Consider the following 12,892-nt stretch of genomic DNA (forward strand, 5'->3'; position numbering starts at 1 on the left):
AATGGAGGCTGTTCGAGAAACCTTCGCGCAGCTCACCGAGGTCTCGATCCTTCTGATCGACTTTATGGCTCTGCTGATTGTCGTCTACGGGACATTGGAGGCTTTTTGGGGGGCCTGTCGGGCGGCCGTCACTAAACGGCGGCAGCTATATCACCAAATCTGGATACGCTTCGCGCGCTGGCTTGTCGCCGGCCTGACCTTTCAACTCGCCGCGGATATCATCGAGTCGGCCTTGACTCCGAGTTGGGAAGACATCGGGCGTCTGGCGGCGATTGCGGTCGTCCGTACTTTCCTCAACTATTTTCTTGGACGCGACCTCTCGGAGGAGACGGAGCAAGCGATGCCCGCAGAAGAGGCAAAGGCCGTTGATCCCAGGTCACCCGGTGCCGAAAAAGGATAGTGCGATGGCAAAACCCTTCCGATTTCTTGCGGGCGTTGCGATGGTAGTTGCCATGCTGTTGCCGGTGCAAGCCCTGGCAGACGATGCTGATCTTGCAAAGCAACTTAGCAATCCGATTGCTTCACTGATCAGCGTACCGTTCCAGTTCAACTACGATTCCGGGTTCGGACCGGACGACGGCTACCGTGCAACGCTCAATATACAGCCGGTGGTTCCGATTTCTCTCAATGACAACTGGAACCTGATCTCGCGGACGATCCTGCCGATCATCACACAGGATGACATCGCCGGACCGTCGGGCTCGCAATCGGGCCTGGGCGACGTCACCCAGAGCCTCTTCTTCTCGCCCAAGGCGCCGGGACCCGGCGGCGTCATATGGGGGGTCGGGCCGGTGATGCTGTTGCCGACCGCAACCGACGACCTTCTCGGTGGAGGGAAGTGGGGAGCTGGTCCGACAGCCGTGGCCCTCAAGCAGGCCGGCCCTTGGACCTTCGGCATGCTCGCCAACCAGATCTGGTCCTTCGCCGGCGATAGCGATCGCAGCGAAATCAATGCGACCTTTCTGCAGCCCTTCCTCTCTTACACCACCGCCGATGCCTGGACATTCGGCCTCAACACCGAAAGCACCTATGACTGGGCCAGCCACCAATGGTCGGTGCCGATCAACCTGTCCGTCGCGAAGCTTGTGAAGTTCGGCAATCAGCCCGTTAGCCTCAGCGTCGGCACGCGCTACTGGATGACAAGTCCAGAGAGCGGCCCGGAGGGTTGGGGTTTTCGTGGCGTCGTCACATTGCTGTTCCCGAAGTAGCTGAAGGAGTCGAGAGCAATGCTGCAGCGACTTGCCATGGCATTAACCGGACGTAGGGGACCCTTGGTCGAGTTGTCGAGAGCCACGCACCCACAATTCGGCCGGTTACTGAAAGCACTGGCCGCGTCGTTGCTTCTGCTAACAGCGTTGGCTGGTGCCACCTGGGCGCAATCAGATCCGCTGCCGTCCTGGAAAGACGGCCCGGTCAAGGTGGCCATCACGCAGTTCGTCGCCAAGGTCACGCAGGACGGTGGCGCCGATTTCGTCAAGCCGGCTGAGCGTATCGCCGTGTTCGACAATGACGGCACGCTGTGGTCCGAGCAGCCGGTCTACTTCCAGCTTGCCTTCGCGCTCGACCGCATCAAGGCCATGGCCCCCGATCACCCCGAATGGAAGGAAACAGAGCCCTTCAGGTCGGCATTGAAGGGCGATCCGAAAGGCCTCATGGCGTCTGGTGAGAAAGGCCTGATGGAAATCCTGGCTGTGACCCATGCCGGCATGACGACCGAGGACTTTTCCAAGATTGTGGCCGGTTGGCTAGCGAGCGCACGCCATCCGCGCTTCGATCGCCCCTACAATCAGCTTGTCTACGAGCCGCAACTGGAGTTGCTCACCTACCTGCGGGCCAACGGCTTCAAAACCTTCATCGTCTCTGGCGGCGGTGTCGAGTTCATGCGGGTCTTTGCCGAGGAGGCCTATGGTATTCCGCCCGAACAAGTCGTCGGCTCGTCCGGCGTCGTGAAGCTAGAGGACAGGGACGGAAAGCTGGTGCTCGCCAAGGAGGCCAAGGTCGAGTTCGTCGATGATGGTCCGGGCAAGCCTGTCGGGATCAACCGCTTCATCGGGAGGCGGCCGATCCTGGCCTTCGGCAATTCGGACGGCGACCAGCAGATGCTTGAATGGACGGCGGCGGGCGACGGAGCTCGCTTCATTGGACTTGTGCATCACACGGATGCCGAACGTGAATGGGCCTACGACCGCCAGTCCAACATCGGAAAGCTCGACACCGCGCTCGATGAAGGCGTCCGAAGAGGCTGGACCATCGTCGACATGAAGAGTGACTGGCAGACGGTCTATCCGGCGGTGAAATAGATCGGCTGGAAGGTAGAGGCGGGAAGAATCGATCTTGGTGAGGACGGCCAAGATCATTCAAGCTGAAAGGAAGTTGTCATGAGCGAAACGACCAGCAAGGCACCTACCAAGACGAGCCAACTTGTCCGTCCCGAGCGGCTTCCCGTGACGCCGGTCCCACCCATTCCCAAGGTCGACGAATCAAGATCGGATCTGGCCTCCACCAAGTACTCTCATTACCGAACCGAATTGTCCAATCACAGGACCGGCCTTTCGGAGCACCGGACCTCGCTGTCCGAATTCAGAACAGACCTGTCTAACCATCGAACGGACTTGTCGACCGACCGCACCGAGATGTCCATGCGGCGCACCGGCATGTCATTTCAGCGCACGCGCATGAGCGCGGAGCGCACGCTCATGTCGGTGATCCGCACCTCGCTTTCTCTCATCAGTTTCGGGTTCACAATCTATCAGGTGTTCCAGAAGCTGAAGAATGCCGGGACGCTCACCCAGGCTGGCGCACCGCTCAATTTTGGCATTACACTGGTGCTGCTTGGCATCGTCATGCTGATCTTCGGCATATTCTACCACTTGCAATTCATGATCGGCTTGCGCCATGAGAGAAACGCGATGCGGGCCGAAGAGTTGATCCATGGCGAGAGCCATTTCCCCCCATCGGTCACCTTGATCACAGCCGTGATACTGCTCGTCGTCGGGATAGCTGCAATCGTCAGTATGCTCTTCCAGATCGGTCCGTTCCAGGGATGACGCCCGGCGCGGATAAGGAGGCGAACTGACTGCCCGCCCGATTGCACGGTCTCGCTCTACATCCGCGCCTATTGGGGCAAGGAACCTGTCCTCGACGGGTCTTGGAAGGCGCCGGCGATTGAATTGGTCCAGCGACTCAGGTTTCATGCGATGTCATCAAGCGCCGCCTGATGTCGGTGACAGGTGAAGCTAGACCGCGGCTTTGGGAGAATTTCATGAGCCGAAAGGCAGCCTCGAGAACAGTGCTTCTCTTGTTCGCTATCGTGCTCTTGTCGACTGGTGAAGTATTTTCTCAAGACGCCGATCTCGCAAAGAAGTTATCGAATCCGATCGCCTCGCTCATCAGCGTGCCCTTTCAGTACAACTACGACAGGGGCTATGGGCCTGACGATGGGTCCAGGTCGGTGATCAACATTCAGCCGGTGATCCCAATATCATTGAACGACGACTGGAACTTAATCTCACGCACCGTACTGCCGGTCACGTGGCAGGACGACATCGCTGGCGATTCAGACAGCCAGTTCGGACTTGGCGATACAGTCCAGAGCCTGTTCTTCTCGCCCAAGGCTCCTGGTCCGGGCGGTCTCGTCTGGGGCGTGGGTCCGGTCCTTCTGCTGCCAACCGGCACTGACGCGATGCTGGGCGGTCAGAAATGGGGAGTTGGCCCGACAGGCGTCGTGCTTAAGCAGTCAGGTCCCTGGACATATGGCATGCTGGCCAACCACATCTGGTCGTTTGCAGGCGACGAGGACAGGAGCGACGTCAACGCAACCTTCCTCCAACCTTTCCTATCATACACCACGGCAGATGCTTGGACGTTCGCTCTTAACACCGAGTCGACTTATGACTGGGTCAAGGAAGACTGGTCGGTGCCGGTCAATTTTACAGTTAGCAAGCTGGTGAAGTTCGGCAGCCAGCCAGTCAGCCTGCAGGCGGGAGTGCGGTACTGGGCTGTTAGCCCGGACGGGGGAGCGGAGGGATTCGGCTTCAGAACAGGCATCACATTCCTGTTTCCGAAGAAATGAATGACCGGGCAAGCACAGTTTCGACGAACCATGAACTGAGAAACCCGCGGCCCAGGATGCCGAGCTGCCGGTGGCCGCCAGCGGTTACGCGATGGGGGCTGTGGCAACCAGGAGCCCGAACAAGAATCTTAGCCGGCTATGCCATTGTCTTGCCGTTGCCGCACGCCTAGAAATGCATGACAAGTCCCATTATCGGGCCCTGCTGCACCACGTCGAATTCGAAGCCGTTGTTGCTGTAGTTGACCCCTAGTGCGCGATAGCCGGCAAGAGCCGAAAACCGCTCGTTGAACCGGTAGCCCAGCGCGGCCGCAACGTCCCAATCGACATCGGCTCCGCCTGCGCCAACCATGCTCCAGCCCGTCAGATAGACTTCGGGTGTAAGCGAGTAATTCGCGCGAAGGCCGACGAGCCCGTCCACCCAAGTCGCCCCGTCGCTGGCAGACACACCGTCAAGGATACCGCCATGAAACCCGATGTCCGTGTTTACAGACCAAACCCTCATGCCGCCCACAATATCGAGATATCCGGCGTCACCCTGGAAGACCGAGTAGCCAGCTCCGATAAGCCCTGAAAATGTCTCGGAGGAGACATCCACATCATTGGCGATGACGCCTCTCGACGTTCCGCGGCCGGTTGATATCTTCACATACATCAGGTCGCCGAAAACGCTGTACCGATCGTGGCGTGCCTCGGCGACGGCCATCGCAGCGAAATCGAGATTCTTCAAGATATCGCCGAAACTCGCATCCAGGTGGACTGTCGGCAGTCCGAATTGCGTCACGTCGCCGGAGAGCCCGGCTGCCCAGAAATACGGCGCAATGGAGTACGTCCAGCCTTGCTCGGTCACCACCGGTTTCAGATCCGGCGTCACGGGCGAGACCATATCGGCGGCGCGCAATGGTTGAGCAAGGAGGACGCCAGACAGAACGGTCACGCCCCAATATGCTCTGCGGATTAAGGTCAGCATGGTCCCCTCTGGATGATGGTACAGATCTGGTTTTCTCGGCAACAAGCTACAATCGTGACGGTTCTCCCCCGACCATGCTCGCTAGGGTATTCATACCGGCGACGCACACAAGATACCAAATATTGCTACCCCGATTCTGCTGGATTCGCATCTCCGTTCTCACATGATCTCCCAGTTCCGGCGACCTCATTTAAACTCTCCAAGGTCTATTCGCTTGTTCCTGCGGGCGCTGTGCGAAAGCGGACAGCGATGAGAATATTCTCTCACTTCGCATGTGGAGTATCCTCAGAAGAGCGCAGCCTACCTCCCACCAAGCCGAAACGCGCGGCGATGGCGGAGACCAATTGCCTGAAGCCCCTGAGTACTTTAACGCAATTTGCAAAATCGCCCAGTTGGCCAAGGGTCCAACAAGGCGGGTGCCTCTGGTCGCGCTTGACGCTGCGAGACGCACGGTAGAGAACGGTGCTTTTACCGCGCCAGCGGTCGATCACCCAGAGTCAGGAGCCGTCACCTTGCCTATTGCATTGTGAAATAGATTATGACTCTAAACCGATTCAAACTAAGTGCAAAAAAACAACCGCAGATTACCGGTCGCCGAAGTTGGATAGATCCAGCTCGCCCAGGGAAACGAATAAAATCAGCATGTTGAACAGGCTCGCCATTGCGCCGATGATGGACTGGACTGACCGGCATTGCCGGTTCTTCCATCGCCAGTTGACGAGCCGTGCGCTGCTTTACACCGAAATGGTGGTGGCCGACGCCGTCATCCACGGCGCACGCGAGCGGCTGCTCGGCTTCGATGAGGTGGAACATCACGTCGCCCTGCAACTTGGCGGCTCGGATCCCGCAAAACTTGCAGAGGCGGCGCGCATTGGCGAGGCCTTCGGCTATGACGAGATCAATCTCAATGTCGGGTGCCCGTCCGACCGCGTCCAGTCCGGCACGTTCGGCGCGTGCTTGATGAAAGTGCCCGATCTTGTCGCCGATTGCGTCGCCGCGATGAAAGCGGCGGTGACGGTGCCGGTCACGGTCAAATGCCGCATCGGCGTCGACGAACAGGATCCGGAGCCGGCGCTCGATGCGCTGGCGAATGGGGTTTTCGATGCCGGCGCCGATGCCTTGTGGGTGCACGCACGCAAGGCGTGGCTGGAAGGGCTCAGCCCCAAGGAAAACCGCGACATCCCGCCGCTCGACTATGACAGAGTGTATCGGCTGAAGGCCGGAAAACCGAGCAAATTCATCGGTATCAATGGCGGTATTCAGTCCCTTGACGAGGCGCTGACGCAGCTCGATCATGTCGATGGCGCCATGCTTGGCCGCGCCGCCTACCACACACCGGGCATTCTGGCTGGTGTTGACGCCGCCTTTTACGGAGCGCGGCCGGAAGTGTTCGATTTCGCCGCGCTGATCGATGCTATGGCGGACTACGCGGGGCGCCACATCGAACAGGGCGGGCGGCTTGGCCATGTCACGCGTCACATGGTCGGGCTGTTTCACGGGCTGCCCGGCGCGCGCCGCTACCGCCAGATCCTGTCAACCGACGCGACGCGGCCCGGAGCTGGGCCGGATGTGCTGAAGACGGCTTTCGCGGCGGTCGAATTCGGTGGGGCCGCCGCCGAAGCGGCCTGATCTCAGTCCCTGAGGATCATACGGTCGCCCCGCACGTCGAAACCCGACAGCGAGCCGATGAAGTTCATGCCGAGCAGACTTTGGCTCAGCATGCCCGGGGCGGCGACCATCACCGGCATATCCTTGCGCACGATGCCGCCGATTGCCAGCTCGTCGGTCTTGACCGCCGCGGCGCGCGCCATGCCGTTGGCGGTCGAAACCGGTATGGTGTAGTTGAGCACCGCCGGATTGAAGCCGGAGGCCTGAGCGTCCTCCGAAGTCAATACGGTGCTGGTCGCGCCGGTGTCGACAACGGCCCGCACCGGATTGCCGTTGACCAGGATGCGCGCCTCGAAGTGACCGTTGTCGGCCTTGTCCAGGGTCACCGTCGCATGACCATCTTCGACGCCGAGCGCAAGCGGACTGCCAGGAACGAGGCCCGCGGTCACGCGGCTGGCGACGTCCTGCAGCTCGTAACGATATTGGTAGCCGGCGATCAGCGCGAGCACGATAGCCGCCCATGCACCGAGGCTGCGGGCCATCACTCCTAGCGGAGCCGACCGCAGCAGGCCGGCGCCGATAAGGGCGCCGAAGGCCCCAAGCCAGATCAGCCGGCCAAAATCGTAGTTCTCCACGCCAAGCGTGCTGCCGGCGGAATCGTTGAGCATGAGCAGGGCTGCCCCCACGCCGATCACCGCCATCACAGTCCAGAACAGCCGGCCGCTCATCCGTCCCTCGCTAGAGTGCGTCGCGTTCGCGCGCCATGCGGGTACGGCGCGTTTCGCGGCGCGGCCGGCGCTCGACCGTTTCCAACCGGGCCGGCAGTTCGGCCATCACATTGCGGCGCGTTTCGGGCGTCATCCCCATCCAGGCGCCGATCTCCTCGCGCGTGCGGCCGCAACCGAAGCAGAAGCCGGTTTTCATATCGATCGAGCAGACCAGGATGCAGGGAGATTCGATGGCCGTCATGACTTTCTCTGGAGGAACTCCATTCGGAATCCGCTCTTCCATCTCCACATGGTGCAACGGCGAAGCCAATGCAAGCCCTCGCGATAGCGCCTTCCGTGGCCGCCTTTGCGGCAAGTCAGGAAGGACGATCGGGGAGGTTGTGCCGATCACGCAACGCGGCTATGCCGCTCCTCCACTCCAGGAACGATTGTCACGACATGACCAGTGCACTGCCTTTCGACGATTTCCGCAATCTGCTCGACAATTTGCCGGCGGCCGACCTCAAAGCCGAGGCGCGCGTGCGCACGCTGTTTGCCAAGGCGGACAAGCCTCGGAATTCGCTTGGCCGCGTCGAGGACATCGCCGCATGGCTCGCCGCATGGAGTGGCCGGGCTCCGCCTGCGGTGACAAGGCCCTTGATGGCTGTCTTTGCCGGTAACCATGGCGTGACCCGACATGGTATTTCGCCGCGTCCGGTTGCGGCCACCGCCAACGCGGTCGAGCTTTGCGCGGCCGGCGGTGCCGCGATCAACCAGATCTGCATTGCCTATGATCTGGGGTTAAAGGTGTTCGATCTTGCCCTGCACATCCCGACCGGCGACATCACAGAGGATGCGGCGCTTGACGAGCGCGGATGCGCGGCCACCATGGCCTTCGGCATGGAAGCGATTGCCGGCGGCACCGACCTGCTTTGCCTCGGCGATCTCGGCGTCGGCAATTCCACCGTCGCCGCCGCCCTGTTCGCCGCGCTGTTCGGCGGCAGGGGCGCCGACTGGGTCGGCCCGGGATCCGGCGCCGACGCGGCGATGCAGGTGCGCAAGGCAGAGGTGGTCGATGCGGCGTTGGCCTTTCACGGCCACCATCTCGAAGATCCGCTGGAGGCCCTGCGCCGGGTTGGCGGCCGCGAGTTCGCGGCGATAGCTGGCGCAATCCTCGCCGCGCGGATGCAGCAGATACCGGTACTGCTCGATGGCTTCGCGGCAACGGCAGCCGCCGCTGTGCTGCATGCAGCAAACCCCGCAGCGCTTGATCATTGTCTTCTCGCCAGCCTGTCGCCGGAGCCCGCGCATGCAAGGGCCGCAGAGCACCTCGGGCTGCGTCCGCTGCTCGATCTCGGCATCGGTCATGGCGAAGGTGCGGGAGCGGCCCTGGCGGCCGGGCTCGTCAAGGCAGCGGCACTGACCAGTTCAGGCATGGCGGCGGCTGTTCGGGGCTAGAGCGTTCGCGCCTCGACGTCTCAACGTCTGAGATTGGGGATACGGTAGACGACCGAGATATATTTCGAATTCGAGCGTGTCTCGACTATCGAACCGCCAAGGCCTTCCGCGATCCTTCTGCTCGCGACGTTCTCTTCTGCGACAGGATACTCGAAGCAATCCGGATTGAATTCCTCAGACGCCCATGCCGCAACGGCGGCAACGGCCTCACGGCCGATGCCGTTTCCATGTACATCCTCCCTTATCCAAATTCCGATCTCGGGACAGCCAGTCTTGGCCGCGTGAAGGCCGACAAGCCCCAGGCAGCGACCGTCCGCCAACGAACGCGCGACGAAATGCAAATCCGATCCGTCAAGGATCGGGGCAAGCCAGGATCGCCATACCTCGGCAAAGGCCGCTGGTGATCGAGGTGGTTCCCACTGCATGAAACGAGTGATCGCGGGAGTGATGGCGGCAAAGACTTCCGCGGCATCGTCGGACGTGAACAGCTTCAGACGAAGTCGCTCCGATTTGATTTCGACGCCACTGGCATCCCAATCTGCCGTCATTGCGGTCTGCGTGCCTTCTTCCAGTCCTTGTCGACGCAGGTTTGCAGGGGTACTACCGCCGCCGCGCGGCCACCGCCGCGGTCGGCAGCGCCGGCAGTTCCTCCATCACCCGGCTTAGCGGGAAGATGGCGATCGCTTCTGTGCCCTCGCGCAGCTTGGAGTGAAGCTCGAACTCGCCGCCATGCATGGCGAGCAGCCCTTGCACGATCGGCAGGCCAAGCCCGGTGCCTTGCTCGGCGCTCTTGATGGCGATCGAACCCTGGCCGAAGGCTGAAAGCACGACCGGAATCTCGTCCTCGGGAATGCCGGGGCCGTTGTCCTTGATCGAAATGTATTGGCCGCCGCCCGCCGTCCAGCCGACCCGCACGCGGATCTCGCCGCCGGTGGCGGTGAATTTGATGGCGTTGGACAGAAGGTTGAGCGCGATCTGGCGCACGGCGCGCTCGTCGGCGAACAGGCGCGGCAATGTCTGTTCGAAATCCTGGACGACGCGGATGTCCTTGTTGCGCGCCTTCAGCTCCATCATGTGGCAGCAATCCTCGACGATGTTGAGCAACATCACCGGCTCCTCGTTGAGCTGGTAGCGGCCGGCCTCGATGCGCGACAGGTCGAGGATCTCGTTGATCAGGTCAAGCAGGTGCTGGCCTGAATCATGCACGTCATGGGCGTAGTCGCGATAGGTGGGATTGCTCATCGGCCCCAGCACCTCGTTCGCCATCACCTCGGAAAAACCGAGAATGGCGTTGAGCGGCGTGCGCAATTCATGGCTCATCGAAGCGAGGAAACGCGATTTTGCAAGGTTGGCGTCCTCGGCCCGCCGCCGCGCCTCGTCCGACATCGATTTCGCCGTCTCCACTTCGGCGATCAGCGCGTCCTTTTCGGAGCGGAACGACAAGAGTAGCAGGGAGAAGCGATTGAGGTGACTGGCGATATAGGTGAAGAAAGGCAGCGACAGGACAAGCAGCCCGGCCATGATCGCCTCGACCGGCATCCACGATTTGGCCGCGGCATAGGCGTAGAGCGCCACCGGAACCGCGAAGGTCGCCAGCAGCGCTCCGCTCAGGGACGAGGCCATCAGAGCGGTCCCTGCCATGGCAAACAGCAGCACCACCGCCTTGAGCACCTGGAACTGGTCGACCTCGCAGGCGCCGCAGCCCAGCCAGACGAACCAGGCCCAGCCCAGACCGCAAAGGAAATGGCCGACCAGGAATTCCCTTCGCGTTTGCAATGAGTTGAGCTCGGAAGCTTCCGTACGCTCGATGCGCCGCGCCATGAAGACGACTGTCGTATAGCAGGTGAGCGTAAACAACGCCCAGAGCCCGATCTCATTGCCGATGCCGGCCAGACGGCCGGCCGCGGCGATCGCCAGGACGAGCAACGGGATGACCACGGCGCCGCTTGTCATGGCTCGGGCGTGCAGCTTCAGCAGTTCACGGTCGAAATCGGGATTGCCGGCCTGCTGCGAAAGACGGTCGCGCGTCTTGCGCACCGCGCGCGCGACATCGCTGTTGCGATGCCGTTTCCTGCGGTCCACTATGAACTTGTCCGCTGTGTTCGAGCGTTGCAAGGGCATCAAGAGCTTCAATTTATGCGCGCAGCGATTTCAAGGTGTTAAGCTACGTTCGAATGATTAACCAACCGTTTGCCATATGAGCCGTTCCTGGTCGCCAAGGTCGCGCCCGCGGTACGCGGCGCCGCGCCCGACAAGCCCGTGGCGCAAGCTGCTGGACTACGGGCTGGCCGTCATCATTCTGGGGCTGCTGATCCTGCTTGCGGCGCGTCTCGATCGAGTGGAGACGCGCAAGACGCAGGGTGGCGCCATCATCAATGACGGCGACTCGATCACGCTCGGCACCGAGCGCATCCGCATGCGCGGCATCGACGCCCCGGAATACACCCAGACCTGCCGCAAGAACGGCGCCGATTATGCCTGTGGCACGCTGGCGCGCCAATCACTGGTGCGCCTGATCGGCGGCAGGCCGGTCACCTGCAGCGGCTGGCAGCGCGATCGCTATGGCCGGTTGCTCGGCGACTGCAAGGCAGGGGCCACCGACCTCAACCGTGCCCAGGTCGAAGCGGGCTGGGCCGTCGCCTATGGCGACTTCGAAGGCGTGGAAGCGACCGCCCGCGCGGCAAAAGTCGGTATCTGGGCGGGCACGTTCGACCAGCCGCAGGACTGGCGCGACAGCCACCACGGCGATGTCGTGGAGCGAAAACATGGCACGCTGGCGTCGATCGGCGACGCGGCGCGCGAGATATTTCGCTTCTGGTGAAGCGCGTCAGCGGAAAGAAAAGGAGGATCGAAATGAAGCTGTTCGACGGCGGTCGTGCGCCCAACCCACGCCGGGTTCGCGTTTTCCTCGCCGAAAAAGGGATCACGGTTCCGTTGGTGCCCGTCGACATGGGCGCTTTGGAACACAAGCAGCAGTCAGTCAGCTCGCGCAATCCGCTGCGGCGCCTGCCGGTTCTGGAGCTCGATGACGGCACCATCCTCACCGAATCCGTCGCAATCTGCCGCTATTTCGAGGAGCTTTACCCCGAGCCGGCATTGTTCGGGCGCGGCTCGCTTGGCAAGGCACAGGTCGAGATGTGGCAGAGGCGGATGGAGTTCAACCTGCTCAGCAGCGTCGCGCAGGCTTTCCGCCACATCCATCCGGCCATGAAGGAATGGGAAATCCCGCAGATTCCCGAATGGGGCGAGGCCAACAAGCCGAAGGCGGTGGAGTTTCTCAGGCTGCTGGACGCTGAACTCGGCAACCGTGAATTCGCCGCCGGCGACAGCTATTCGATCGCTGACATCACCGGCCTGATCGCGATCGATTTCATGAAGCCGGCACGCATCAAGGTGCCGGAGGAATGCACCAATGTGCTGCGTTGGCATCAGGCTGTCTCGAGCCGGCCGAGTGCCGCCGCTTGAGCGTCGAACTCGACAGGCTCGCCGCGACGGTCCGCGCTTGCCGCATCTGCGTCGACAATCCCGTCGGCAAACCGCTGCCGCATGAGCCGCGTCCGGTGCTGCGACCCTCGTCCAGCGCCCGCATCCTGATCGCCAGCCAGGCTCCGGGGACCAAGGTGCATCTGTCGGGCATGCCATTCACCGACGCTTCCGGCGACCGGCTGCGCAACTGGCTCGATGTGAGCAGCGACGAATTCTACGACATCGAGAAATTCGCCATCGTGCCGATGGGCTTCTGCTTTCCCGGACAAGACTCCAAGGGCGGCGATCTGCCGCCGAGGCGTGAGTGCGCTCCGGCCTGGCGCTCGCCCTTGATGGCGCTGATGCCGCGGATCGATCTGGTGCTGACGATCGGCATCTATGCGCAGACCTGGCACATGGGCGCGGCGCGCCGCCCCTCGCTGACGGAAACGGTGATGAACTGGCGCGCCATCTGGGAGAATTCTGTCGGCCCCAAAGTGCTGCCGCTGCCGCATCCGTCCTGGCGCAACACTGGCTGGTTGAAGCAGAATCCGTGGTTTGAAATGGATTTGCTGCCTTTCCTGCGGTCGGAAATCCGCTATCGCCTCGGCTAGG

The 12,892-nt window shown here is 61.7% G+C and carries 15 protein-coding genes; 10 read left to right on the top strand and 5 right to left on the bottom strand.

What is annotated here, in order from left to right; genetic code table 11:
* Nucleotide 1: 1 nt before the first annotated feature.
* The 5 genes from EN808_RS12590 (at nucleotide 2) to EN808_RS12610 (ending at nucleotide 4,072) form a co-directional block, all read left to right on the top strand.
* Nucleotides 2–400, top strand: coding sequence for a DUF1622 domain-containing protein (locus EN808_RS12590; RefSeq protein WP_135915926.1), 399 nt, complete (start codon nucleotides 2–4; stop codon nucleotides 398–400).
* 40 nt (nucleotides 401–440) lie between these two features.
* A complete protein-coding gene (locus EN808_RS12595; RefSeq protein ID WP_189343672.1) occupies nucleotides 441–1,208 on the top strand; it encodes a transporter in 768 nt (255 codons plus the stop codon).
* 129 nt (nucleotides 1,209–1,337) lie between these two features.
* The gene (locus EN808_RS12600) at nucleotides 1,338–2,300 is read left to right on the top strand and encodes an HAD family hydrolase (protein ID WP_245525061.1); all 963 of its coding nucleotides are present in this window, start codon (nucleotides 1,338–1,340) and stop codon (nucleotides 2,298–2,300) included.
* A gap of 78 nt (nucleotides 2,301–2,378) precedes the next feature.
* Nucleotides 2,379–3,047, top strand: a complete 669-nt coding sequence (locus EN808_RS36980) for a DUF202 domain-containing protein (protein WP_135915927.1) — start codon at nucleotides 2,379–2,381, stop codon at nucleotides 3,045–3,047.
* A 215-nt stretch (nucleotides 3,048–3,262) separates the two neighbouring features.
* Nucleotides 3,263–4,072, top strand: a complete 810-nt coding sequence (locus EN808_RS12610) for a transporter (RefSeq protein WP_135915928.1) — start codon at nucleotides 3,263–3,265, stop codon at nucleotides 4,070–4,072.
* Nucleotides 4,073–4,238: 166 nt separating this feature from the next.
* Here EN808_RS12610 and EN808_RS12615 read toward each other — a convergent pair whose 3' ends face one another.
* Nucleotides 4,239–5,039: a hypothetical protein gene (locus tag EN808_RS12615; RefSeq protein ID WP_135915929.1), complete on the bottom strand. Its 801-nt coding sequence runs from the start codon at nucleotides 5,037–5,039 to the stop codon at nucleotides 4,239–4,241.
* Between the two features lie 636 nt (nucleotides 5,040–5,675).
* Between EN808_RS12615 and dusA the strand changes: the two genes are divergently transcribed.
* Nucleotides 5,676–6,668 (top strand): tRNA dihydrouridine(20/20a) synthase DusA, encoded by a 993-nt coding sequence (gene dusA, locus EN808_RS12620; protein ID WP_281041768.1) that lies wholly within the window; start codon nucleotides 5,676–5,678, stop codon nucleotides 6,666–6,668.
* Nucleotides 6,669–6,670: 2 nt separating this feature from the next.
* Here the strand turns inward: dusA and EN808_RS12625 are convergent, their stop codons facing one another.
* Nucleotides 6,671–7,375 (bottom strand): TIGR02281 family clan AA aspartic protease, encoded by a 705-nt coding sequence (locus tag EN808_RS12625; protein WP_135915931.1) that lies wholly within the window; start codon nucleotides 7,373–7,375, stop codon nucleotides 6,671–6,673.
* Between the two features lie 10 nt (nucleotides 7,376–7,385).
* A complete protein-coding gene (locus tag EN808_RS12630; RefSeq protein ID WP_010909481.1) occupies nucleotides 7,386–7,616 on the bottom strand; it encodes a DUF1289 domain-containing protein in 231 nt (76 codons plus the stop codon).
* 197 nt (nucleotides 7,617–7,813) lie between these two features.
* On the opposite strand from EN808_RS12630, the gene EN808_RS12635 reads away from it, so the two are divergent.
* On the top strand, nucleotides 7,814–8,812 hold the full coding sequence (locus tag EN808_RS12635) for a nicotinate-nucleotide--dimethylbenzimidazole phosphoribosyltransferase (protein WP_135864780.1): 999 nt from the start codon (nucleotides 7,814–7,816) through the stop codon (nucleotides 8,810–8,812).
* Between the two features lie 20 nt (nucleotides 8,813–8,832).
* Here EN808_RS12635 and EN808_RS12640 read toward each other — a convergent pair whose 3' ends face one another.
* Together EN808_RS12640 and EN808_RS12645 are read right to left on the bottom strand one after the other, a co-directional pair.
* Nucleotides 8,833–9,360, bottom strand: coding sequence for a GNAT family N-acetyltransferase (locus tag EN808_RS12640; protein ID WP_135915932.1), 528 nt, complete (start codon nucleotides 9,358–9,360; stop codon nucleotides 8,833–8,835).
* 52 nt (nucleotides 9,361–9,412) lie between these two features.
* Nucleotides 9,413–10,933: an ATP-binding protein gene (locus EN808_RS12645; protein WP_127277774.1), complete on the bottom strand. Its 1,521-nt coding sequence runs from the start codon at nucleotides 10,931–10,933 to the stop codon at nucleotides 9,413–9,415.
* 76 nt (nucleotides 10,934–11,009) lie between these two features.
* On the opposite strand from EN808_RS12645, the gene EN808_RS12650 reads away from it, so the two are divergent.
* From EN808_RS12650 to EN808_RS12660, 3 genes are read left to right on the top strand one after another with little or no spacing between them, the layout of a single operon-like run.
* Nucleotides 11,010–11,633 carry a thermonuclease family protein gene (locus tag EN808_RS12650; RefSeq protein ID WP_127277775.1) on the top strand — a complete coding sequence of 208 codons (624 nt, stop codon included), beginning with the start codon at nucleotides 11,010–11,012 and terminating at the stop codon, nucleotides 11,631–11,633.
* A 32-nt stretch (nucleotides 11,634–11,665) separates the two neighbouring features.
* Nucleotides 11,666–12,277 carry a glutathione S-transferase gene (locus EN808_RS12655; RefSeq protein ID WP_127277776.1) on the top strand — a complete coding sequence of 204 codons (612 nt, stop codon included), beginning with the start codon at nucleotides 11,666–11,668 and terminating at the stop codon, nucleotides 12,275–12,277.
* The gene (locus EN808_RS12660; protein WP_127277777.1) at nucleotides 12,217–12,891 is read left to right on the top strand and encodes a uracil-DNA glycosylase family protein; all 675 of its coding nucleotides are present in this window, start codon (nucleotides 12,217–12,219) and stop codon (nucleotides 12,889–12,891) included. The genes EN808_RS12655 and EN808_RS12660 overlap by 61 nt, the downstream gene beginning before the upstream one ends.
* Nucleotide 12,892 lies beyond the last annotated feature (1 nt).

Source organism: Mesorhizobium sp. M8A.F.Ca.ET.165.01.1.1 (assembly GCF_004792065.1).
Taxonomy (GTDB): domain Bacteria; phylum Pseudomonadota; class Alphaproteobacteria; order Rhizobiales; family Rhizobiaceae; genus Mesorhizobium.